Origin of the sequence: Glutamicibacter arilaitensis, from assembly GCF_044793945.1 — a bacterium.
In the GTDB taxonomy this organism is placed as follows: Bacteria; Actinomycetota; Actinomycetes; order Actinomycetales; family Micrococcaceae; genus Glutamicibacter; species Glutamicibacter arilaitensis_B.
In genome coordinates this window covers 512046-533797 of record NZ_CP084994.1, presented here as the reverse complement: position 1 = coordinate 533797, position 21752 = coordinate 512046, and the positions used below count along the sequence as shown (strand labels likewise).

General features: G+C 55.3%; 22 protein-coding genes and 1 tRNA gene. 10 read left to right on the top strand and 13 right to left on the bottom strand.

Annotation, left to right across the window (positions count from 1 at the left end; genetic code table 11):
• Window positions 1-134 precede the first annotated feature (134 nt).
• Both phoU and LG294_RS02585 read left to right on the top strand, forming a co-directional pair.
• The gene (gene phoU / locus LG294_RS02590; RefSeq protein ID WP_404289245.1) at window positions 135-788 is read left to right on the top strand and encodes a phosphate signaling complex protein PhoU; all 654 of its coding nucleotides are present in this window, start codon (window positions 135-137) and stop codon (window positions 786-788) included.
• Between the two features lie 314 nt (window positions 789-1102).
• Window positions 1103-3571, top strand: coding sequence for a hypothetical protein (locus LG294_RS02585; protein ID WP_404289243.1), 2469 nt, complete (start codon window positions 1103-1105; stop codon window positions 3569-3571).
• Between the two features lie 108 nt (window positions 3572-3679).
• Here LG294_RS02585 and LG294_RS02580 read toward each other — a convergent pair whose 3' ends face one another.
• The 4 genes from LG294_RS02580 to LG294_RS02565 all read right to left on the bottom strand — a co-directional run bounded on the left by LG294_RS02580 (window position 3680) and on the right by LG294_RS02565 (window position 6573).
• Window positions 3680-3982: a DUF4193 domain-containing protein gene (locus LG294_RS02580; RefSeq protein ID WP_131090395.1), complete on the bottom strand. Its 303-nt coding sequence runs from the start codon at window positions 3980-3982 to the stop codon at window positions 3680-3682.
• 202 nt (window positions 3983-4184) lie between these two features.
• Window positions 4185-4931 (bottom strand): phosphoglyceromutase, encoded by a 747-nt coding sequence (locus LG294_RS02575; protein WP_404289241.1) that lies wholly within the window; start codon window positions 4929-4931, stop codon window positions 4185-4187.
• Window positions 4932-5048: 117 nt separating this feature from the next.
• A complete protein-coding gene (locus LG294_RS02570) occupies window positions 5049-5360 on the bottom strand; it encodes a DUF2516 family protein (RefSeq protein WP_404289239.1) in 312 nt (103 codons plus the stop codon).
• Window positions 5361-5415: 55 nt separating this feature from the next.
• Window positions 5416-6573, bottom strand: a complete 1158-nt coding sequence (locus LG294_RS02565; protein WP_404289237.1) for a trans-sulfuration enzyme family protein — start codon at window positions 6571-6573, stop codon at window positions 5416-5418.
• A 145-nt stretch (window positions 6574-6718) separates the two neighbouring features.
• On the opposite strand from LG294_RS02565, the gene tmk reads away from it, so the two are divergent.
• From tmk to LG294_RS02535, 6 genes are all read left to right on the top strand, one after another.
• Window positions 6719-7372: a dTMP kinase gene (gene tmk / locus LG294_RS02560; RefSeq protein WP_404289235.1), complete on the top strand. Its 654-nt coding sequence runs from the start codon at window positions 6719-6721 to the stop codon at window positions 7370-7372.
• A complete protein-coding gene (locus tag LG294_RS02555) occupies window positions 7369-8523 on the top strand; it encodes a DNA polymerase III subunit delta' (RefSeq protein ID WP_404289233.1) in 1155 nt (384 codons plus the stop codon). Before tmk ends, LG294_RS02555 begins: the two co-directional genes overlap by 4 nt.
• A 47-nt stretch (window positions 8524-8570) precedes the next feature.
• Entirely contained in the window at window positions 8571-10109 is a 1539-nt protein-coding gene (locus tag LG294_RS02550; protein WP_404289231.1) for an alpha/beta hydrolase, read from the top strand.
• Between the two features lie 83 nt (window positions 10110-10192).
• Window positions 10193-10264 (top strand) — tRNA-Thr (locus tag LG294_RS02545).
• Window positions 10265-10778: 514 nt separating this feature from the next.
• Entirely contained in the window at window positions 10779-11312 is a 534-nt protein-coding gene (locus LG294_RS02540) for a DNA/RNA non-specific endonuclease (RefSeq protein WP_404289229.1), read from the top strand.
• The gene (locus tag LG294_RS02535; RefSeq protein ID WP_404289227.1) at window positions 11309-11653 is read left to right on the top strand and encodes a DNA/RNA non-specific endonuclease; all 345 of its coding nucleotides are present in this window, start codon (window positions 11309-11311) and stop codon (window positions 11651-11653) included. Before LG294_RS02540 ends, LG294_RS02535 begins: the two co-directional genes overlap by 4 nt.
• A gap of 389 nt (window positions 11654-12042) precedes the next feature.
• On the opposite strand, the gene LG294_RS02530 is transcribed toward LG294_RS02535, so the two are convergent.
• From LG294_RS02530 to LG294_RS02500, 7 genes are all read right to left on the bottom strand, one after another.
• Window positions 12043-13212, bottom strand: a complete 1170-nt coding sequence (locus LG294_RS02530; protein WP_404289225.1) for a hypothetical protein — start codon at window positions 13210-13212, stop codon at window positions 12043-12045.
• Window positions 13213-13282: 70 nt separating this feature from the next.
• Window positions 13283-14035: a hypothetical protein gene (locus tag LG294_RS02525; RefSeq protein WP_404289223.1), complete on the bottom strand. Its 753-nt coding sequence runs from the start codon at window positions 14033-14035 to the stop codon at window positions 13283-13285.
• 546 nt (window positions 14036-14581) lie between these two features.
• On the bottom strand, window positions 14582-15154 hold the full coding sequence (locus LG294_RS02520) for a helicase associated domain-containing protein (RefSeq protein ID WP_404289221.1): 573 nt from the start codon (window positions 15152-15154) through the stop codon (window positions 14582-14584).
• Between the two features lie 248 nt (window positions 15155-15402).
• On the bottom strand, window positions 15403-15639 hold the full coding sequence (locus LG294_RS02515; protein WP_404289219.1) for a hypothetical protein: 237 nt from the start codon (window positions 15637-15639) through the stop codon (window positions 15403-15405).
• Between the two features lie 28 nt (window positions 15640-15667).
• Complete coding sequence (locus LG294_RS02510) at window positions 15668-16813, bottom strand: hypothetical protein (protein ID WP_404289217.1); 1146 nt, start codon at window positions 16811-16813, stop codon at window positions 15668-15670.
• Between the two features lie 616 nt (window positions 16814-17429).
• On the bottom strand, window positions 17430-17648 hold the full coding sequence (locus tag LG294_RS02505) for a hypothetical protein (protein ID WP_404289214.1): 219 nt from the start codon (window positions 17646-17648) through the stop codon (window positions 17430-17432).
• A 377-nt stretch (window positions 17649-18025) separates the two neighbouring features.
• Complete coding sequence (locus tag LG294_RS02500; RefSeq protein WP_404289212.1) at window positions 18026-18262, bottom strand: hypothetical protein; 237 nt, start codon at window positions 18260-18262, stop codon at window positions 18026-18028.
• A 576-nt stretch (window positions 18263-18838) separates the two neighbouring features.
• Between LG294_RS02500 and LG294_RS02495 the strand changes: the two genes are divergently transcribed.
• Window positions 18839-19432 (top strand): hypothetical protein, encoded by a 594-nt coding sequence (locus LG294_RS02495; RefSeq protein WP_404289209.1) that lies wholly within the window; start codon window positions 18839-18841, stop codon window positions 19430-19432.
• 274 nt (window positions 19433-19706) lie between these two features.
• Window positions 19707-20057, top strand: coding sequence for a hypothetical protein (locus tag LG294_RS02490; protein WP_404289206.1), 351 nt, complete (start codon window positions 19707-19709; stop codon window positions 20055-20057).
• 255 nt (window positions 20058-20312) lie between these two features.
• On the opposite strand, the gene LG294_RS02485 is transcribed toward LG294_RS02490, so the two are convergent.
• Window positions 20313-20858: a hypothetical protein gene (locus LG294_RS02485; protein ID WP_404289204.1), complete on the bottom strand. Its 546-nt coding sequence runs from the start codon at window positions 20856-20858 to the stop codon at window positions 20313-20315.
• A gap of 115 nt (window positions 20859-20973) precedes the next feature.
• Window positions 20974-21324, bottom strand: a complete 351-nt coding sequence (locus LG294_RS02480; RefSeq protein ID WP_404289202.1) for a hypothetical protein — start codon at window positions 21322-21324, stop codon at window positions 20974-20976.
• Between the last annotated feature and the right edge of the window lie 428 nt (window positions 21325-21752).

Genomic DNA, 21752 nt, shown 5'->3' with positions numbered 1-21752 from the left:
CTTTTCGCAATCCTATTCACCAAACGTTCACTTTCCGTGGGATATTCGTTAATAACCCGCTGACATGGTGGAGTCAGACCCTCCGCCATGCCTAAAATTAGGGTGTGGGAATCCGTAACTCGAAAGGACCTTCAATGCGTAAGGTATTTCAGGCAGATCTGCAGCAAATCGGCGAAGAGCTTATCGACATGTCCAAGCTGGTTGCCATCGCGATGGACCGAGCATGGGAATCGCTGGCAAACGCCGATGTTGACATGGCTCAGGAAGTTATCGCAGCCGATGCGAAGATCGACTTCTTGCAGAACCAGCTCGACGAGCGCGCCATCGACACCTTGGCACTCCAGGGACCGGTGGCTTCGGACCTGCGCATGATCGTTGGCTCGCTGCGCATGAGTGCTTCGCTAGAGCGCATGGGCGACCTAGCGCGCCATCTAGCCCAGCTAACTCGTCTGCGCTTCCCGAATCAGGCAATCCCCGCGCGGATAGCCGACACGTTCGCCGAGATGGCGAAGATCGATATCCAGATCGCCAAGGAGGTTGGCCAACTGCTCGAAACTCGTGATTTGGCCATCGCCCGGGCCATTATCGAATTGAACCACAAGCTGGATGCTCTACATGCCAGCGTGTTCACCGTGATAGCCGATGACGCGTGGGACGCGACGGCGCCGACCACTGTAGATGTTTCGCTCACGAGTCGCTATCTCGAACGCTTCGGCGACCATGGTGTCTCCGTTGCCCGCAAGGTGACCTACCTGGTGACCGGCGAATGGGATCCAGCGGAGTTCTAAGCTCCGCAAGTTAACGTCAACGCTGACGTACTTTGATGGCCTTGGGCCGGTGATTTATTCACCGGCCCAAGGCCATTTTTGCGTTGCTGCATCCTTTGCCGACCGGCTATCCGCGACCATGGGCAGCAGCGCTACTCAATGGTCCTCAGAAATATACAATCGCTACGAGCAACATGACCGATTAGAACGCATTAAGCACATGGATTTTCTAATCTGTCGCTACCTTGGAATAAGCTGACAGTATCCGCTGCCTTGAACAGTAAGTTTCTGTGTGCAATGCGGATATCATCCCTTCTGCGCTTTCGAGGAGCACCATGCCCCATCCCCACCAGCCGGCCACCGGCTCGGTCCCACCACCACCCGCTTTAGCCCCGCCGGAGTCCTCAGCTGCACTCAGGGCATTCTCTGGCTGGTATGCCGAACTGAAAACCCCAGCGGCCCTCAAACGCATTGGCGCTCAGCTGGGCATCGTCCTGGCCGTCCCGTTTGTCATCACCTTGTGCCTGTTGGGCTTCCTCGCCGCGCTGATGGAATCAGAGTTCTCCTCAAGCGAGGCAGATCAGGCCTCGCTGACTACCCAAAGCTTCGGTGGCTTCGTAGGCATCATGGGCCTCTCGCTCGGTGGGCGTATTGGGATGAAAGCCGAAATGTCCGGATTCTTTGGTTCCGGAGCCATGTCCGTGGGTCTTTCCCTGACAGTGGTGTCGATCTCGACCATCGCGCTGATCGCTCTGGCGAACTACTTGCTATTGCGCAAGCTTGGAATTCAGCATGTAGCGGCCAAGACGCTCGGACAACGCTTTGCCCCAATGGCCGGCCACGCTCTGCTATTGGGCCTAGTGACAGCGTTGCTGATGCTACCTGGACGGTTGAATTTCGGATCTCCGGGCGAGTACCAGGTACATCTCGCGGCCAGCTTCTGGGCTATCCTGCTCAGCGTATTCTTGGTAATTTTCCTTTCTTCCGCGCTGGCAGCAACTCGTGGAAACCGTGCCATCCCTCTTTCAGCGCGTAAGGTCCTCTCCGAGGCGGCCATCTTCAACGGTACGGGCCTTGCGCTCTTCGGGCTGATCGCCTTCGTGTCCTTGGTGGTGCTAGCATTCCGCGCTTCGGATGCCGGAGTCTCCGGCACTCTAGCCTTGATCCCACCCGTGCTGGGCAATCTGAGCGTGATGCTGATGGGCCTGAGCTTCTTTGGTGCGCTTGGCATGTCCGGCAACGATCTCAGCGGATTCTTGCCGATCGATCCGAGTGACTACATGCCACCGTCGATGCGTCTCTGGGAACTATTTGATGGAAAGGGCTGGTGGCTTGTCCTTGCCACCGTGCTCCTGGTAATTTTCTCCGCGTTGCGCATCGGCATACGTCGCGCGCGTACAACTAAGCGGATCAACAGCAGCCGGATCTGGCAGTTGCCACTAGCGACTCTCGTGATCTGGATTGTTCTCGCCTCGCTGGCCTCGATCCGGCTGTCGAGCGATTTCTCCGGTTCGGCCGAGGCGATGCTTGGCAAACTATCCTTCCACGGCGGACTGCTCTGGTACTCCTCCATCATGGTCGCACTGGGTTCCTTGGTAGTTTCGGTGCTCGCCGAAGTGCTGCCCCTATGGTGCTATCAGCTCGCCCCTCGCCTGCTGGTCCTGTGTGCTGGTGCTACGGCGACCGCACAATGGATCGATCCGTCGCATCGTGCACCGCAGCAGGCAGCTACAGCACGATCTGAAGCGCCGGCGGCAGCTGTCGCCCCGCAAGCGCCTTCCCAAGCCCCTGCTGCCCTGGACAATCCGACGCCTATGGCCCCAGCAACCAAGCGCCGCCTGAAGGGAGCCGGAATTGCTGCCCTAGCCGTCGCGGTACTCATAGGCGTGGGCGCCGGAGTTGTCTCCTACCTCAATGCCCAGCGCAAGCCCGAAGCTCAGGTCGAAGCGTACCTGCATTTATTGCAAGAGGGTAAGGCCGCCCAGGCCAACGAGATGGTCAACCCCGGCGTGGACAACGCACAGCGCGTTTTGCTCTCCGATGAGGCCCTCGCCGGAGCCCAGCAACGTCTCAAGTTCGAGTCGGCGCGGACGTTGCACGTAGATGACTATGCGGCAAGCGTCTTGGCCAGCTACTCGGTCAATGGTGAAATTATCACGGCAGAGATGAGCGTTGAACGGGCCGAGAAGGAATTCGGACTGTTGGATCGTTGGAAACTGAGCACGCCGCTGCTCGTGCCGGTTTCGATTCAAGCACCTTCAGAGAGTGTGGAAATCTCCGGAGTGCAGGCACCGCTACAGCCAAACTCCGAGAACTACTTCGCGGAACAGGAAAATTTCAAGGGCGAGTTCTTCGCTTTCCCCGGAATTTATGAGGTCAAGGGAAAATCTACCGATTTCATCACCGCGTCGACCGAGCCGCTTCGCATCATGTCGAATGCCGAAGGCAACACCCACGTCGAGGTTACTCAGGAGCTTTCTTCGGCAACTAGCGACCTGGCGTTGAAGGCCGTGCAAGACTTCGCTACGGCCTGCGTCACTCCGCCGACGAATATGGCGGATGGTTGCCCCTACGAGCTAGGCCAGACCGACCTCGCCTCGATGAAGGTCATGGAGCAGGCAAGCGGTATTGAAGAAATTAACCAGACAAGTTTCACCGCGCTGAGCACCAAGTTCAAATACAAGAAGAACAACACCGAATATTCGGACTACGAGCCGGAAGACCTGGAGACTACTTTCCACGGCACCATCGAGTGGGACAACGGAACGCCAAAGATCACGAAAGTATCTAGTGGCTGGTTCTAAGCTGCACGACCGCAAGTGACTAACGACTAAGGGGTGGAACACCATTATGGTGTTCCACCCCTTAGTCGTGCGTCCCCGAAAGTACCGGGAGCAGAAGTGCCTCCGGTTTTAGCCTTCGCACTCCACGCAGAAACCTACATTGCCCTCTTCACGGACTAGCTGTGAACGGTGGCGGATCAAGAAGCACGAGCCACAGATGAACTCGTCTTCCTTCTGTGGGATGACCGTGACGGTCAGTTCCTCATTGGACAGGTCTGCGCCTGGAAGGTCCATGCCGTCGGTGTGATCGGCCTCGTCGAGCTCGCGCACGACGCTCTTCGCGTCTGGTGCGTTTGCGGATTTAACCGCGTCCAGAGAAGCCTTACGCGCCTCGGCAACGTCCGGGCGGACTTCATCGTAATCAGTTGCCACGAATTGCATTCCTAACGTGAGCCATTGAGCCTATTCGAAATAGGAGATTACAGCATACTAATGCCAGAAACACAATCCTGTGTCGTTGTTTCGCTCACAGCCTGACATTCATTTGAACTTTACGCTTAAGAAACAACGTGGCGCACCGTTGCTGACACCCAAGGTGCCGCGCTGGTGCGCCACGTGAAAAACTCAGAAAGTACTACTTACGGCCCTGATTCGCTACTGCCTGGATCGCGTCTGCGGCAGCTTCCAGATCCAAATAGGTTCCACCGGCGGTGATTGGCTGGAAGTTCTCGTCAAGTTCGTACACCAGCGGAATCCCGGTCGGGATGTTCAGCGAAGCGATGTCCTCGTCGCTGATGCCGTCCAGGTGCTTGACCAGCGCACGCAGCGAGTTGCCGTGAGCGGTGACCATAACGGTCTTTCCTGCAGACAGATCCGTCTTGATCTCGTTCTCCCAGTACGGAAGCATGCGCTCGAGCACATCCTTGAGGCACTCGGTACGTGGAGCCTGATCACCAAGGTCTGCGTAACGCTCGTCATTTGCCTGGCTAAATTCTGAAGCATCGTCCAGCACCGGTGGCGGGGTATCGTAGCTGCGGCGCCACAGCATGAACTGCTCTTCGCCGAACTCGGCCAGAGTCTGGGCCTTGTCCTTGCCCTGTAGCGCACCATAGTGACGCTCATTCAGGCGCCAGCTGCGGTTTACCGGGATCCACGAACGGCCTGCTGTTTCCAGCGCTAGGTTGGCGGTAGTGATCGCGCGGGTCAACAACGAAGTGTGCAGCACCTCAGGTTTGTAGCCGGCTTCGGTCAGCAGTTCGCCGCCACGAGCGGCTTCGGCCCGTCCCTTTTCGGTCAAGTTCACGTCGTACCAACCTGTGAACAGGTTCTTTTCGTTCCATTCGCTCTGCCCATGGCGAAGCAAGATCAAAGTGTGGGTCATAAATTCCATCCTATCCAATGCGATGCACCGCTTGGCCGAAAGTTAAGACATGTCAGCGAAAAACAACGCCCCGGTCTCCAGTTGACGAAGTCCGAGGCGTTGAAAAGCTTGTTGTCCTTAGTTGTACCAGGTCCCGCCCTGGCCACTGACTGCGGGCTTGACATCCGCCAAGTAAACGCAGGCGACGCAGGCCGAAATCAGTTGCAGGAAGCCACCGCTGCTGGCAGGGCCAGAGAGCACCGTCAAAACCGAAATGATGGTGGCGCCACCGGTCAATGCCAGCCACCAGCCCTTGGTGCGTTTCCCTTCTTGGGTAAATCGCGGCGCCTGATGGCGCAGGCAATCGATCAATGCCCAGACGGCGACAACGCCGACAACAATGCTGAGCGCAAACATCAGGTACATCTCGATTATTCGTGCCAAGTCCATAACTACACTCTACCTTTTTCCCTGTAGCGTCCATCGACCTGCGGATCGTGAGTCTTCAGATTCGTTCCAAGGCCCTGGAGAGATCCAGCCACAAATCTTCCACGGCTTCGATGCCTACCGATAACCGGATCAAATTCTCCGGCACTGTGGTGGGTTCATTCGCGTGGCGTGCCCGGCGTTCGGCTAAGGTCTCGACTCCGCCCAGCGAGGTAGCCCCGGTGATCAGGCGCAGTTCCTCGATCATCCTGTCCGCGTCCGTTGCGCTAGAGCCTACGGTGAATGAAATGACCGAACCGTAGCCGCTCATCTGCTCAGTGGCCCGTCGATGCCCGACGTCCGTTGGCAGGCCCGGATAACGAACGGTGCTTACCTTCGCATGCGCGGCCAGCCGCTCGGCCAGGATTTGGCTGTTTTCCTGAGAACGCTCGAGCCTGACGGACAAGGTACGCACCCCGCGCAGGGCTAGGAACACGTCCATCGGCGAGGCGATGGCTCCATGCAAGGTGCGATGCCCGTGGAGTCTGGAATGCAATTGCTTGTCGCTGGTGACCACCGCGCCGAGAATTAGATCCGAATGCCCCGAGAGATATTTTGTCACCGAGTGGACCACCAGGTCCGCGCCCAAGGTCAATGGCTGTTGCAATAGCGGAGTGGCAAAGGTGTTGTCAACGATGCTGAGCACACCCGAGGTCTTGGCTGCCGCCAACAGCACAGGCAGATCCGCAACCTCAAGCATCGGGTTTGTCGGAGATTCCAGCCACAGCACGTCGGCGCCGTCCATTGCGCGCAGCACCTCATCGGTATTCGCCACGTCCACCGCACGCACGCTGAAGCGGCCTGCCGCCTGCAGTTCGGCGCTCAATCCCAGCGAACCGTTATAGGAGTGCTGCGGCAAGACCAGCACGCCGCCCTCGGGCACCAGGGTCAGCGCCGCAGAAATCGCTGCCATCCCAGAAGAGAACACGAGGGCGGGATATTGCGCCCGCTCCAACTGGCCCAAGACTTCTTCGAAAGGGTCCCAGCTGGGGTTGGAGAATCGGGCGTATACACGGTCCTCGGCACCAGCCAACCCATGCGAGTGGTAGGTCGAGGTGAAGGTGATCGGATGATTCACCGGACCGTCGTTGGTGTGCTCGGGGCGTCCCCCGGCCACGATAAGTGTCTTTGGGTCCCAAGTTTGCGCTGCGGTGGCAGATTCTGGAAGTTGGCTCATGAGCACCAGATTACGCCCGCCTAGCAGCGTAATGCACAAGCGTTTACATACATGTCCGCCCTTGTTACCCGGCTAGTTCGTCACTCTTGTGCAGAAGCCCGGGATTCTGTCCTTTTTCCTGACCCCGGTTAGTTAGGGTAGAGGTGTGAGTATCGATTCGTCTGCATCCCAGCGCGGCCTGTTTATCGTCTTTGAAGGCGGCGACGGCGCCGGCAAGTCCACACAGGTGGCCATGACCCGTCAGTGGTTGGAAAATCGTGGTGCCCACGTGATCACCACACGGGAACCCGGTGGCACCCAAATCGGCGAGAAATTACGCTCATTGGTGCTCGAACACGGTCACGGCGATATTGATCCACGCACCGAGGCCCTCATCTATGCTGCGGCTCGCGCAGCCCACGTGCAACAGTTCATCACTCCAAATCTTGAAGAGGGCACCCACGTAATTTGCGATCGCTTTGTCGATTCGTCGCTGGCTTACCAGGGCATGGGCCGCGCTCTTGGTTTTGACGCGGTCTCGGCCATCAATGACTTTGCGACGACCGGTTTGAAGCCAGATGCCACGATCATTCTGGATATCTCAGCTGCTGATGGCCGCTCCCGGCGAATAGCTGCCAGCGGCGGCGTGGAGGAATCAGATCGGTTGGAAGCCGAACCAGATGACTTTCACGAACGCATCCGTGGAGCTTTCCTCGAACTTGCGGCCAAGGATCCACAGCGCTATCTGGTTGTCGATGCGACAGGCAGCGTAGAGCAGCTCCAACAAAAGATCACCACACACCTTGCAGGTCTGTTGTGAGCCGGCAGGTATTTGCCGAGCTCGCCGGTCAGCAGCGTGTGGTTGACTCGCTGATTTCCGAGGTTGATCAAGGAAACCCCACGCATGCTTGGTTGGTGACGGGCCCTCCAGGTTCCGGCAGAACCACTGCGGCCCGTGCCTTTGCTGCGGCCCTGCAGTGTACGCAGACTCCAGCGGGCTGCGGACAGTGCGATGCATGCAAGAAAGTGATGGCGGGCGACCACCCGGATGTTTCTTTCATCTCGACTAGCAAGGTCGCCTATCAGATTGAAGATGTCCGGCATCTGATTACTCGGGCCCAAGAACGTGCCGGTAACGGCAAATGGCGCATCATCATTATCGAAGACGCTGACCGTATGACTGAGCGCACCACCAATGTGCTGTTGAAGGCCATCGAGGAACCACCTGCACAGATGATCTGGATCCTCTGCGCACCTTCACCTGCTGATGTCTTGGTCACTATCCGTTCGCGCTGCCGCGCGGTCAACCTGTCAGTTCCTGCAGCTGCGGACGTGGCCGAACTTTTGGTGCGCCGAGATGGTTTAGACCCAGAGATGGCAGAGTTTGCCGCTCGAGTATCACAGTCCCATATTGGCGTTGCCCGCATGCTGGCACGTGACGAAAAGGCCCGCGAACGTCGTGAAAAGGTAGTCACGCTGCCGCTAAGACTGTCTACCCTCCCTCAGGCGATGTCTGCCGCCGCCGACATCTCTGCACTGGCTAGCGAGCATGCCGAAGCCATGACAGGTTCACAGCTCAACGCTCAGATTGCCGAGCTTCGCCACGCAAATGGCCTGGGCGAAGAGGAAAACATCCCTCCGGGACTGCGCGGGCAGTTCAAAGCCCTAGAGGAAAACGCCAAGCGCTTCGCCAGACGCGCCACTTTTGACTCGCTGGACCGCACGCTGATCGATCTGACAACCTTTTTCCGAGATGTGCTTAGCTTGCAGCTGCAAGCGGGGATTGAGCTCATTAACGAACATCTCCGCCCGAAGTTGGAAGCCTATGCCGTGGCCCAACCCAACGAGAAGACACTCGCCCAGCTGGATGCGATCAATGAAACGCGCCAACGCTTGGCTGCCAACGTAAACCAGTTGATCGCCCTTGAGGCATTGATGACCCGGCTACTTCCTAAGCCTGGCCGTCGCTAGCCAGCGGTTGACACGCCCGATACCCCAATTTCAACAGGAGACGCATAGTGACTGCACGTAATTCTCTGCTCCGGTTCGCGTCCTTTGGCGCGGCAGTGTCCCTCGCTTTGGTTTCCTGCGCTGGTTCCGATTCGAGCGATACCAACCCTGCACCTTCGACCTCCAAGTCCCAGCCCGATGCGGCCCCTGAGAACCTCGGCGAACTCGCCGCATACTATGACCAGGACGTGATGTGGGAACCATGTGGCACCACGGTAGAGTGCGCCACAATCCAAGTGCCGTTGGACTACGCTGAGCCCGGAGAAGAGAGCATTGATCTTGCGCTGAATCGACGTGTCTCCGAAGGCGCGAAACGAAACCTTTTGGTGAATCCCGGCGGACCCGGAGGTTCGGGCCTTGGCATGGTCACCGATACTGTTCCCGCTATTTTCAGCGAGGACTTGCAGCGCGAGTTTAATGCGGTTGGTTTCGACCCACGTGGCGTAGGTGAAAGTTCACCGGTGGAGTGCCAGACAGATGAACAAATTGATCAGAGCCGGCAACAAAATTTAAGAGCTTGGGTTCCGGATGACCAAGAAGAAATCATCAAGCAATCTAAGGAATACGCCAAGGAGTGCGCCCAGAACACCGGCGATTTACTAGGCCACGTCGATACCGTTTCGACGGCAAAAGACCTCGACATCATCCGGGCAGTTCTTGGAGTCGAGAAACTCGACTATCTCGGCTTCTCTTACGGCACGTTCCTCGGTGCCACCTACGCAGAGCTCTTTCCGCAACGGGTTGGCCACTTCGTGTTGGACGGTGCTATGGATCCTGCAGTCTCATCAGCTGAGGTAAACCAGGCGCAGGCCGTGGGATTCGAGCGAGAAATCGATGCCTGGCTCCAAAGTTGTTTGGAAAGTGAAGAGTGCCCATTTGATGGAACTCATGAAGAAGCCAAGGTGCAGCTACAGCTGTTCTTCGCCCAAATTGAAAATAAACCGCTGGTGTCCAGCGACGGACGAACCGTACCGATTATCGATTTCATCAACGGCTTCATTGTGCCGCTCTATGACAATTCGAGTTGGCCGATGCTGACCACTGCCATGCGTGAAGCTATGGAGGGTAACGTTGATCAGGTATTGCTCTTTGCAGATCTCTCCAGCGACCGAAGCCACGATGGTACTTACACATCGAATTCATCCGACGCATTCGTGGCAATCAATTGCCTGGACCGGCCAATGGATGCGGATCCAGCGACGATGCAAGCCGAAGCTGAAGAATTAATGCGTGTCGCGCCCACACTGGGAAAGTATCTTTCCTACGGTGCAATCACCTGCAACGAGTGGGCGCATGAGGCCACCGGGGCACCTGCCGAGCTAAAGGCTGAGGGCTCGGAGGAAATCTTGGTGGTAGGGACAACCGGAGATCCTGCGACTCCGTACGAATGGTCGCGGTCTTTGGCTTCACAATTGTCCAACGCATCGTTGCTGACTTTTGAAGGACATGGCCACACTGCCTATGGTCGTTCAAATGACTGCATTACCGAGGCAATTGATACCTACTTGATCGACGGCAAGGCGCCCGAAGATGGCACTGTGTGCTGATCTAAGGCTTCACAAGTACAACTCGTTTTGACGATCTCTCGAGTACTCAGATAAAGTAACGAGGTGCCTGTTTTCAGGTATCGGCCTCCTTAGCTCAGGGGTAGAGCAGCTCCCTCGTAAAGAGCAGGTCGGCGGTTCAAATCCGCCAGGGGGCTCGTGTGAAGAAAACCCCGGACACCGGTATTACCGTGTGCTTCCGGGGTTTTTCGCTGCTCAATATGCTTTTCATGACTACAGGTCAATAGCCTAATATGAAGTGCCAAAGCTCCCGCTTGCAGTATATTTGCAGGTTAGATGAACTTCTCAGTTTTTTGCCCAGACACTACTGGGCTTTAGTACGTGCACTAAATTCGGAACAGCTACTTTACCATTCAGTATCGTTCGTCATAGTTAGCCAGACAACTTTGCAGCATATCTTCTCGTCATCGACTGTCACTGGTGGGGATGATCGAAACTGCCAAGTAAACATATTCTTATAAATCCGAGTCTGATGCCGGAACTCATTAGCGTCAGCGCCATGATCCTCGCGAAAGCGTAGGACTTCGTGTCTCTTCTTAAGACACCGCGAATGATCATTACGTTTGCTGACTCTTTTAGGTGTGTTCTCCGAGTACGCCTTAGGCTGGATGGGCAAGCGCATTGAACGAAATCGTATGATTACCGATGCAAGTGGTGTTAAGTTCGTCGACTGGTACAAACCAAGCTAACGATTCGATTGACCGCATCGGGTACGACCCCGAATTCCTAGGAACAAGCGTAGCACTGCCGCTGTTGAATGCCGATGCCTTACAAGACGTTGTGCTTTGGGAAGGGTCGAATAACATTCCTTATACCCACTTTTCCCTGTCGCTGAGTAAGTCCCGCCGGTTGGCGCGTTGGGTTGCCTGGAACATCGATGGCGCTACAACTAAGCGTTTGAGCCGTTCGGGCATCGATTTCGACAAGGATTCGAGATTGCCTGAAGAGTTTCAATCGGGCAATGAGCTGTATCAGGGTAATCGGTTGGATCGTGGGCATATTGCTCGCCGTACGGATCTGGTGTGGGGCGAAGTCGCGGAAGCGCAGCAAGCCAATGAGGATTCCTTTTTCTACACGAACATTGCCCCGCAAATGGATGACTTCAATCAAAGCAGCCAAGAAGGTATCTGGGGCAGCTGGAGAATGCGCTGTATGAGCAAGTCGATGTTGAAGATCTCAAGGTGAGTGTCTTTGGCGGGCCGGTCTTTCAGCCAGACGATCAGGTGTATCGAGGTGTTGGGTTGCCTTCGGAGTATTGGAAGCTCATCGTCTTCAAAGAAGACGGCGTGTTGAAGGCCCGTGCTTTCCTCTTGACCCAAGATCTCGATCAACTGCGAGTAGCGCTGGCGTTGGATGAATTTAGGGTGTATCAGGTCTCGGTGGGGGAGCTGGAGCAGCGGACGCAGTTGGATTTCGATGAGTCTATACAAACTGCTGATGATTCAAGCTGCCTTCCGCCCCGTTTTTGGTGCTGCACATGCAGCCAGTCGCCAAGGACTCGCTCGGCTTCGGAGGAATGGTTCTGATACCGCGGGGTCCGATGATAAGTAGCCGCGAATTTGATTAGCGAGGTCAGACGTGCCCGCCAGACCTCATCCAGATCATGCTGGTGCGCATCGATGTTCCATGCGATGAGGCCCCCTAATAAGGCGATCTTCGAGGCAGACAGCGACTTGTTGCGGTAGGCCCGTCGCTGTTCGAGCACCCACCGGTGTAACAGCCGCTCTGCTTCAACTCCGTCATGGTGTGGAAGTCGGCTGTGTGTCGCTTGAAAATCGAGAACTTCGGCCAGCGTCTTGCGCCCTCGCAGACCTTAGCGCTCACTCCGTCCCCACTACAACCAAGACACCGTTTTGACGAAGTAAATTAGGAAAACTTGTATATAGGCATAGGGCGAATGGTTGGAGACTAACCGTCAGGGCTTTATTGCCATGCCTCGGAGAATCATCCCGTTGTTTAGTCCGTCGGGGGCTTCCTCCAGGGTCCTGCGCATTAGTTCTTCACCGGTAGATCGGTCATAGTGAACAAAACGAAAATCAGTGCCATCGCCGTTGTCAACAAGCACAACAACTTCTTCGGCGGTGAAAACAGCCTGAGAGGAAGCTGCATCATCGGTGCGTCCTTCCACCATGAACTTCCGTGTGGTTTGTCCGGTCTTGATATCCGTTGACATCACACTGTTGCCGGCGCCGAACCACTCGATTTTTCCATCTTTCACCGAACCCGGGGTCACCTGCGGGTAGCCCGTGCCGTCTGGACGCAACAATGGTTCGTCGTTTGATTCCGCACGAATCGGCACCTGACTATATTCGCCGGTCGTCACGTCCCATGATGACAAGACAGGTTTCACGGCGTCCTCCAGGCCTCCCTTCCGGGCATCTGAAATATAGTAGATTTTCCCGTCAATGCAGGGGGCATTGCCTGCAGTTGCGCTGTCTCTGGCATCTGCGCTGAGTCCTAGGTGCTTCTCTTTGCCGTCCTTGGTGTTCGTCAGCTGGTTCAGCATCATCGGTTCAGTGTCTGGATCATTTGTTCGCGAGTACTCGCCAGTCGCAATCCCCGCCCCGTAGATGGTGCCATCGCAGTTCGCAGTGACGTAATAACCGCCCTCAATCTCGGTCAGAGTGCTCCTGTCAGCGGTGGTGGTGACAAGCTGACTGGCGTATCCCTGCTCGGTGAATCCGAGGTTGTAGAGCCCAACGACAGTATCTGCGTCAGTGGCAAGCATGGTGTACTGGCTATCGGTCTTTTCGCTTTCAATACTTGCCAGGCCGGTCTCGTCGAGCCGATAATCGTTCTTCATATCGCTGAAGTGCAGCCCCTTGTCAGTCCAGGCCAAAGAGCCATAGTCCATACCCCAAGTGGAAACCGACGAGCTTTGACCGTCCGGGCCGACCAGGACCACACTGCCCAAGCGGTTTTCTCGGTCAATTTCTGTACTTGGGGCGCTCAGATAGAACGCATAGGTTGCCTCCCCCAGTGCCGAAGGCGCAGGAGCAACTGCTGTCGTGCTACCCGTGCAGGCAGATAACGCCAATGAAGAAAGTAAGACCGCTGGGAGAAGAAAACGCTTCGTCGTATTCACGAACTATCCGATCTGCTTCAATTTGGGCCGGCTCCGAGAAGGAACCGGCCCAAACCTATGGAGGTATTACCTACAGAGTTTTGTAGGTTATCGTCTTTGAAGAATCCTTGATGTTATAAGGGTAAACGCCGGGGCCACCGTTTCCATCGAGGTCGATTCCTGCCGCTGCCTTGTACGCGGCCCACACGAGCTGTGAACAGTTCATCTTCGTACCAGTCGTGGACTTGTTGAAGGCGAAGTTGTTGTTGTAGGCCTTTCCGCGAAGCTTGTTGAATGCATGGTTCGCGGCAACACTTCGCTTGGTGGATGTAGTGCTGATGTACTGCTTGACGGCGCCTTTGCCAACCTTGTAATCGCGAGCAGCAATGGATCGGCTCGTTTTGCTGCCGCCAGGAGCTTCCACAAGTGTGGCGGTGCTGTAGTAGATACCCGTATGGCCGTGTTGGACGAATCCGGTTGCTGCAGGCGAGACAAAGATGTCACCCTTTCGTGCTGCTGAACCCAGCTTGACACCGGTTACTGCGCCTCCACTGCTAGCGGCGGTTCCAACATTCAGGGAGCGTGTTGGAGAGTTTCCAGCCGCCTTGACCGTGGATGATTTGCTCTCGGACAGCGCCCGTTTCACAGCTTGATCGAGGCTGATCCCCTCTACCTGGGCATAATCATCGAGTGACGACTTCAGCTCGGTGACGGTTATGCCGGGGTTGAGATCTTTGAGTTCATTCAATGAGCCGCTGGTCGTTCCGGCGGAAGCTGGTATCGCAGAGCCAACGAGAAGAAGGCTCGATAGTGCTAGGCCAACGAGTGGATAGTGTTTCTTCATTTTTGTGCACCTCCAGTGCAAGATGGGTGTGTCGCGGTGAATGGAAACTAGGTGGAAGTACTCGCAAATAATCCATCTTGAGCAGCAGAAAGAGCATGCAAATAGCAGACAAGATTGTGAAATAAGTGTTGCTTCACTTGGATAAACCGGCGAATAATCATGACAATAGATTTATACGGCGGTGACCGCAAGAAAATTCTTTTAAATCGCGTAATAATATATACACCGATAGTAACAATTGCCTTGCGGAGGACAGATGAGTCGATGCATGGTATTGAATAAATTCGTTCTCATGTCTAGGTCGCCGCCTATCGCTGGCTTCCGCAGCCACTCATGAAATCCCGATATTGCTGCAAAGGATACAAAGACTTTTCCGACCGGGAAATCGCCGAAGCTGCTGGGCTACTGGCGGATGAGTTCAAGGGCCGCTCGGAGAGCCTGAGGGGCCGACCGTTTTAGGATGCTCACCAAAGTCCTCGCATGACTACCTACGGCAGAATTCCTGATACTCGCAGAACAGCCCATCAGAAGCTACATGCGACTACGTCATCCTGGCAGTGCAGCATCGAGTGCTTCAAGCCTCCACGGCAGAATCGTACCCTCTGCCCTCTTTTGATGCTGGCCATGTAGCCACGCGCCGAGGACAGGCTCGGGCTCAGCGAAATGATTTTTATACCGAGGAAGCTCGCCGGTGTTCGCAACGAAATCAGACAGCGCAGATAACGTGCTGCGCCATTTATCGTCCAGGCTTCGTTGATGAGTATCTACGTGCCAGCTGGTCAAGTCCTCCAGGAGAATGATCTTCGCGACAGACAGCTGCCCCTTCATATAGGCGCGTCGTTGGTCGGCAATCCACTGATGAAGGGACTGCTCCGTCGCGTCTCCGTCGCTGCGCGGAGCTCGATCCTGAGCAGCCTGGAAGGCTAAGGCTTCTTTTAGGCGTTTGCGCCACTTGATCGTCGGCCGGTTGGGGTCTCTGGCTTCTAGCGCGGCCTCGTGCTTAGCACGCAGTCCTGGTGAGTACTTCTCCCGGACGCGTAGATGCGCGTGGATGGTGGCGACGTTTTCATGGCAGCGGTCTATTATTTCCCGCACAGTGAGCCCCGCGGAGTACATCATGTCCCATTCAGGATGTCTCGAAACCTCCCACCCAGCCATGCCGGCAATGCTACTCCCCCATGTAAAAACGGGTCGTACGGCTTGACCGGCCGTATGCAAGAAAAACTTCTTACTCACGGGAAAAGCAATGGAGCGCCCAGTTGTGTACCAGGCGCTCCGTTGTTGCTTGCTTGTCGGATGCGTGACGCAGCCGTTTATAAATCGGTCAGCTGCCAAACCTTAGATTGAAAACCGAGGTCAAAGCATGGTTAGCCGAACTCGCTGATGGTTTGCGCCACGGCAGCGACGAGGAAGCAGATCGCAGCTATGAACAGACCCCAACTGATCACATCGAACGCGGCAAATAGCGACTTGACCCGCTTTCCAAACGGAGCCTTCTCAGCAGCTGGCTGCTCCGAAGCGGGAACCGTCCGAGCTTTCGCCGCTGAATAGAAAACGATCACGAATGCAATCAGGGAAAGTGCCCATGTAATTAGAAGATTCATGATTTCTTCCCCTCGTAGTGGTAACCCATTATCTCCACACTTCCCTCAAGATGTCATAGCAGGAGCCTAGTCCGAAGACTCCCGCGACCACTGTGGTGCCTTCCTTGATAAGGGTCAGGGCGGCAGCCGCCTTTGTGCTCTTCTTCCTATGCGTTGCGAACGCAGAGGGTGCACCCTTCCTGACTACCAGTTGCGCAAAACTCTTCATCTGCGTGACCATCTGGTTGAATCTGGAGGAGTTAGATGTGCCTAGCTTTTTCCAAGCTGAGTACGCCTTGCCTAATTTGGATGTTTTAGACGCTTTCGACATTTTGATGACCAGTTTGGCTATGCCGAGAGATATCTTTGCGTATCCGAACGCGCCAATCGAAACGACACCGCCCAGGCACTTCGCGCCTTTCTCCAGCCACCATTTCCAGCTGGGGTCAGCCACCACGGGGAAGGTTGTGTCCGCTGTAATTTCAACGGTCTGCGTAAGAGTGTTGCCTTCCAGCGTGTAGTGCGTATCAACGGATTTGCCGGCGCCGTCGACAGCCCATGGTGCTTCGATGGTTGCCAGTGGCTGCATCTCAACGACAGTTTCAGTTTCAACATCTGGGATTGCGGCCAGCTGCTCAACCTGTTCATCAGTGAGGTTATCGATGGCATCGAAGGAGGTGATTTCTGCACCTACAACGTCGGCCGCGGCAGATTCAATCCGCGCATCCTCGCCTGGAAGTGCGATTTCCGATTCAGCTGGGGCGCTGATCTTGATGGAACCATCGTCGAGTTGCTTGAGCTCTGCACCTTTGGGAAGGTCCAGTTCGTAGCTCAACTCTGTTGGGGCCTCTTCAGATCCCAGAACGGTAAGGAACTGCTCGCCCTGCTCCGTTGGCCGGTGCACCAAGTCAAGGTCTCTGGATTCGTCCGTGCTGATCGCAAGGTCATCCACCACCTCTACCGGCTCGGCTTCCTGGTCGAATGCAATGCCGACATCACCAGTGGGCAGACTGCTAGTTCCTTCGTGCTGGTCGAATGCTGCCCAAGGGTTCTCCGCGACTTCAGCGCTTGGAACGGCTGCATCTTGCGGTGCGACAGCGTCGATAAGAGCCGCGATGGATGCCGCGTCTCCAGATTCATAGTTGGAAACTGCTTTTTCGTGATTCAGAGGATCAATTTCTGCCGCAATGCTCACTGAAGCTTCAGTGGCTGCGTCGGTGGTTTCAGCTACGGCTGGCGCGCTGAGACCAATTGAAGATATGACAACGGGTATGGCTACTGCAAACCCAAGAAATGAGTTGCGACGCCGCCTGTTCAATTTCACCATGTTCACTTTCAGGAAGGAACGATTCTAAAGCTCATCTCATACAGCGAATGCGGCTCTGGTCTCGTTAGACATAGCGGCCCGACGTGGGCCTAAGCAATTTATATCACTTGGGCGCGTGGTAGGCAACGGATAAATCCAAATAACGTATCTATTTACCTCACGCCACACCCACGTGCACTGTTTCATCCGCGAGAATGAGATGAAAGGCGAAAACTCCTTTACCATGCTGTGCCATAAATCGCTAGGGCTATTTCCGGGCTCGCCCCGCTCCGTACCACTGTCGGAAGACTCAGCTAAGATCTCATCGAGTCATCTCCCGGGCTTTCCTCGGCAATTTGGGATCATGGAGCAATATCAGCTCGCACAAGGAACGGTGACCGTCAGGTACGGGCCGCGATCCGCAAGGTTCTCAAGCACTATCAGCTCCCCGTACAGGGCGAGCTGTTCGATCGCGCCTATGCGTACGTTTTGAAAACTACTGACCTTAGAGCCAGGCCTCCGTCATCATGCCGTCCCACTTATGCAATTTGGCCATGCTCAGTGCGGACTGAAAACGCCGCTGGTCGCGCTCGGTGATCTGAGGTGGACCTTGCTTGCGCAGCTCCTGGTATAGACCGTTGATATGCGCGGTACTCCGTGCCGTTCCGCGGCAGCCGCGCAGCACCCTGTTGAAGGTCTGCTGAGAAATCGCCGCACTCTGCATGAAGGCATTCCACAGTTTTGACCAAAAATTTTCCCAGCTTGTCGGTGCTCCGAACAATTACTAGCAACGATGGAGAGAAGAGATGGGGGAGGCGTAGGACCCCACGCCTTTATCCAAAAGGATTTTTGGCTAAACTTTAAGTTAGTGAGGCACTCCCATTGAGGCAGCTCTTCAGTTGTCCAGGAAAAACATACACCACCATAGACCCATGCTGCGACAGCCGAGCGCATGGGAGCGTCAATAAGTACCGTGGGGTCGACTGGACAAAAAGAGGTGCAGTAGCCGCTGGCACTGACCTCGCGTGGTCTCTCGATGAGCTAAAAGTCGCTTAATAGTTTCGCAACGAACGTTCCGGGCCAGCAACGTCCATCGGTTCACTATGACTCAGTACTTTCGGCTGCCTTGGCCAGCAGCATTCGCGCTTGCCTATCCTTGAGAAAGGTGCGGTATCGGTGGCTGTCGTGGCCAATGATGATCAGCTCGGTGAGGATCTCATCGACGCTGATATCGACGGCCATGGCAACCGATTCGAGGTGCATGGTAACGGTACGGTCAAGCTCCACGGTGATCTTTTGTTTCTTCAGCTTCCCCTTGGTGGACGCATTTTCAATCATTGCTGGGTCTCCTTTTTTCTGAGTGATCAATAAAACAATACCAAATTAAAACGCCATAAATTTTCTCTTATTAGCTTATTGAGAGAAAAGATTTCAATTCATTTATTAATTGCTTATTGAGCAAATAAGTGTGAAAGAGTGCCATATCCGAGAGGGTGTCCTTGACATGGGAAGATCGTCCTCTGATTTCGATAAGTCAGAACGGCCACCGAGTTCATGGCAAACAGGACCTCGCGCTGAGGAGGTCTACGCAGCAGACCTCTTGCCGGCTTGAAGTCTAGTTAAGAATTCGGAGACCCCAGCGAAGTGGCGGGTGATTCCCTTCGAGGATCGATTGGAAGTGCGTCATGGGGTCGAAAATGGGAAATCCTGACTGCCAGAGACACGGTTTTAGTCAGATATAAGTGGCGAGCAGGTGCTAACGGGGAGCCAAATGCCACGACTGGCGTAAAAGTCGTTTACCCAGACTTCGCCTCATGCGTATATAACGCGCTGTGCTCGATGGAGGGGTATGCTTCCGACATCAGCGGAAGCATACCCCCTCTTTCTGACTAGGTACAGCTATAGACTGACCCCGTGAATTACATTTTGATCGCTTCGGCAGCGGCAGCCTCCAACACCGGACTTGCCAACCTATGGGAGCCACTTCTGAACGTTCTTCCCGTCTTTGCAGGTGCGGTAATTGGCTATTTTTTCGGCCTCCTGCGTGACGCTAACAGGACCAAAGCAGAGCGAATGGCTCGGCATCAAGATCAGGTACTGGAGGCGGCAACAGAGCTACTTGGAGCTGCCACTAAGCTGCAATATGCCGCAGGCAGCGTGTTATTCAAAGGCAATGCAGCAGACAAAGCATCCGAAGAATTCCCAGATGGGTCGTTGGATTTGCTGGACAAGCGAGAGAATACGACCAGAGATTTCTTAAGAGCCTTTAGAGCTTTTACCGAGGCTGAAGACCTCACCAAACCGTATGTACTCCGGATCAGCATCTTGGCACCTCATCTGGAGGAGTTTGCAAAGAATGTCATCACCTCCGCGGCGCACCCGGAAGCCGCTGCAGGGACAGAAAACGCCCGAGAAATTCAGTCGATCTATGCGGAGGCCACCGAAGATTTCATCGCAGCGGTTCGCACATATCTCAGTGTCCCCAAGCTTCACCGACGAAGTTTCTAGCCGGACTGCGGCGAGCTTCCAGTCGCTGTCTGCGAGCAGTTTCTGCGTGCTCTGGGTGACGCGTAATGCGCACTGCCTCTAGCCTTTCACCGCCTCAGCGATGGATTTCTTCGTCCAACTCGCGAACGCCTCAGCGTCACTCGATACTAGAACTTTCACCAGCCCGTCTGCGTATTAAGTAGGTCCGTGCTGGCACCCAGCCTTTGGCCAGTGTCCTGGGCGATTCACGTTTCCAGTACCCGAAGGATCACGAAGTCCTATGAGGTGGATTCGTATGGTCGTACCAACTGACGCGGTTATCTTGGACTTCTTCGGAGGCTCAGGCAGTACCGCCGAGGCGGTCATGCGGCTGAATGCCGAAGATGGAGGTACCCGTGAATGCTTGCTGATCACCAACAATGAGGTGTCCAAAGCTGACGACATCCAGCTGCGCGCCCAAGGGTTCGTCCTGCGAGACTTCGAGTACGAAGCACGCGGAGTATTCCATCATGTGACCATGCCTCGGCTCACCACTGTAACCACTGGAGTCAGGAGCAACGGCACGATCTACTCGGAAGGCTTACCCTCCAACGTGCAATTTGAGGAGCTGGAAGGAAGCCAAGCTGCAACCCCTTGTGAATCCTGAGTGCTCTGGCTCAACCCGGACGCAGAAGAACCGGCAAGCTCACGTATGGCTTGCCGGTTCGTTCACACAGTTCTACCGGATCGGCTGCGTTTCTTTGGTTGTTTCGCAACGAATCTGCCGGTTGTAGCCGCCCTATTAGAGATCCCGTACTTCTTCTCGTACTTTTCTCTGATCTCGGCTGCCAACTTACGCTCTGTACTAGAGATCGGATCAGCTCTACCTTGGTCTACGCGTTCGTAGAATTCGTACAAGTCGCTACGTTTTCTGGACTCCATGGCTTTCACCGCCTTCCTTTCCATTGTCTACGGAATTTCCTGTCGCGTCTACGTCATTTTCAGGGCTGTATTTCTCGATGGCTACCGCCACTTCTAATAACAATGCGTCTTCCCGCTGCTTCGGCCCGCTGATCATGACGGAGATGGCTGTCAGGCCGGCAACCCGCTGTAGACCATTGTCGGATGCGGCCATCTTCAATGCCCACTCGGCCCTATTCCACCATTCCTGTTCTTCAGCGTTCCTGCGCGCTACCTTGGCGCTGTGCTTAGCTGCTGCGAAAGCTACCACCGCCGCAATCAAGGCAAAAATACCTGTAACCGGAGGGCCCGAGAGGAAGTCACGCCAGAACAGATCATCAAGGACGAATGGCGGAAGCACTCGGGCGATAACAAACCCAACTACGAATGTCGTAATGGGGATAACGAGCACTACAAGGGCGTTTCGGGACAGATTCGAATGCCGCCATTTTGGCTCTTCGGTTGACTCAGGTGCTTGACCCGGTTGTCCAACTGGATCTTCTGACATGATCAAAATATATCCTAGCCAGCAGACAGATGGTGTTAGCAGTGGCCGGTGTGGCCACTGCTAACAAGGTGACCGCGGTGGCCGGGGCCGGTGGCCAAACTCAAGAGGGCAGCGGTTAGCTTGATGTTTTGGCCTCACGTTCGGCGCGGAAACTGCTCCATTCCTCCAAGGTCTTTCCATTGAGTTTCACGGAGTTGCTGAGCGCGCTTGCCAGAGTGACGGCTTCTTCCAGGGGGAATCGTGCCTTCTCCTTGAACTCGTCGGTTCGATTACTTGGGAGGGACTCGTGAACCCATTCGGTGCCATCCCAGCACTGGCTCATATGGAGCACCGCGAAGCGACCTGGTGACCTGCGCGCCACCGTGATAGCGAAGTAATCCACATCTATGTCGCCCGCTGATGCGCCTTGCGGATGGAAATTGAATTCTGTGGCATAAGCAAGCAGTTCGTCGGCAGTTAGTTTCAAGATGGTCTCCTCCAGGGTTTCGTTTCACACCTATGTGTGGGCGAAAAGCAGGTTGGTGCACCGGCCGCCCTGAGGGATTCGAGTGGGCGCGTTCAGTTGTTGCAGGAGCCGGGGTCGCCATTGCATGTGCTGATAACAATTGCCTTCGTATGTTTTAAGCGGTAAAAGCGTTGCAATGCGTTCTAACGCACGTGTTACGCACCCACTGATAGACAGGTGTCTTGCCTGCAGATATGTGGCCAATAATTTTCTGGAGCGAGTGGTTCCCAGTTGCGAGGAGCATGATCACGAGGACCATGACCAGCACGACCGTCACCAGCACCACCATGCTTCCTGACCGCTCAGTGAAAGGATCAGGGTAAACCCAAGATGCGCCAGCAATAATCAGCGCCAGCAAGGGTCTCAATAACAGGTGCGTTCGCATGTAT

Coding starts and splice junctions, on each gene's coding strand:
- phoU (WP_404289245.1), top strand. CDS start 135: ATGCGTAAGGTATTTCAGGCAGATCTGCAGCAAATCGGCGAAGAGCTT.
- LG294_RS02585 (WP_404289243.1), top strand. CDS start 1,103: ATGCCCCATCCCCACCAGCCGGCCACCGGCTCGGTCCCACCACCACCC.
- LG294_RS02575 (WP_404289241.1), bottom strand. CDS start 4,931: ATGACCCACACTTTGATCTTGCTTCGCCATGGGCAGAGCGAATGGAAC.
- LG294_RS02570 (WP_404289239.1), bottom strand. CDS start 5,360: ATGGACTTGGCACGAATAATCGAGATGTACCTGATGTTTGCGCTCAGC.
- LG294_RS02565 (WP_404289237.1), bottom strand. CDS start 6,573: ATGAGCCAACTTCCAGAATCTGCCACCGCAGCGCAAACTTGGGACCCA.
- LG294_RS02525 (WP_404289223.1), bottom strand. CDS start 14,035: ATGAAGAAACACTATCCACTCGTTGGCCTAGCACTATCGAGCCTTCTT.
- LG294_RS02520 (WP_404289221.1), bottom strand. CDS start 15,154: ATGATGTACTCCGCGGGGCTCACTGTGCGGGAAATAATAGACCGCTGC.
- LG294_RS02515 (WP_404289219.1), bottom strand. CDS start 15,639: ATGAATCTTCTAATTACATGGGCACTTTCCCTGATTGCATTCGTGATC.
- LG294_RS02505 (WP_404289214.1), bottom strand. CDS start 17,648: ATGCAGAGTGCGGCGATTTCTCAGCAGACCTTCAACAGGGTGCTGCGC.
- LG294_RS02500 (WP_404289212.1), bottom strand. CDS start 18,262: ATGATTGAAAATGCGTCCACCAAGGGGAAGCTGAAGAAACAAAAGATC.
- LG294_RS02490 (WP_404289206.1), top strand. CDS start 19,707: ATGGTCGTACCAACTGACGCGGTTATCTTGGACTTCTTCGGAGGCTCA.
- LG294_RS02485 (WP_404289204.1), bottom strand. CDS start 20,858: ATGTCAGAAGATCCAGTTGGACAACCGGGTCAAGCACCTGAGTCAACC.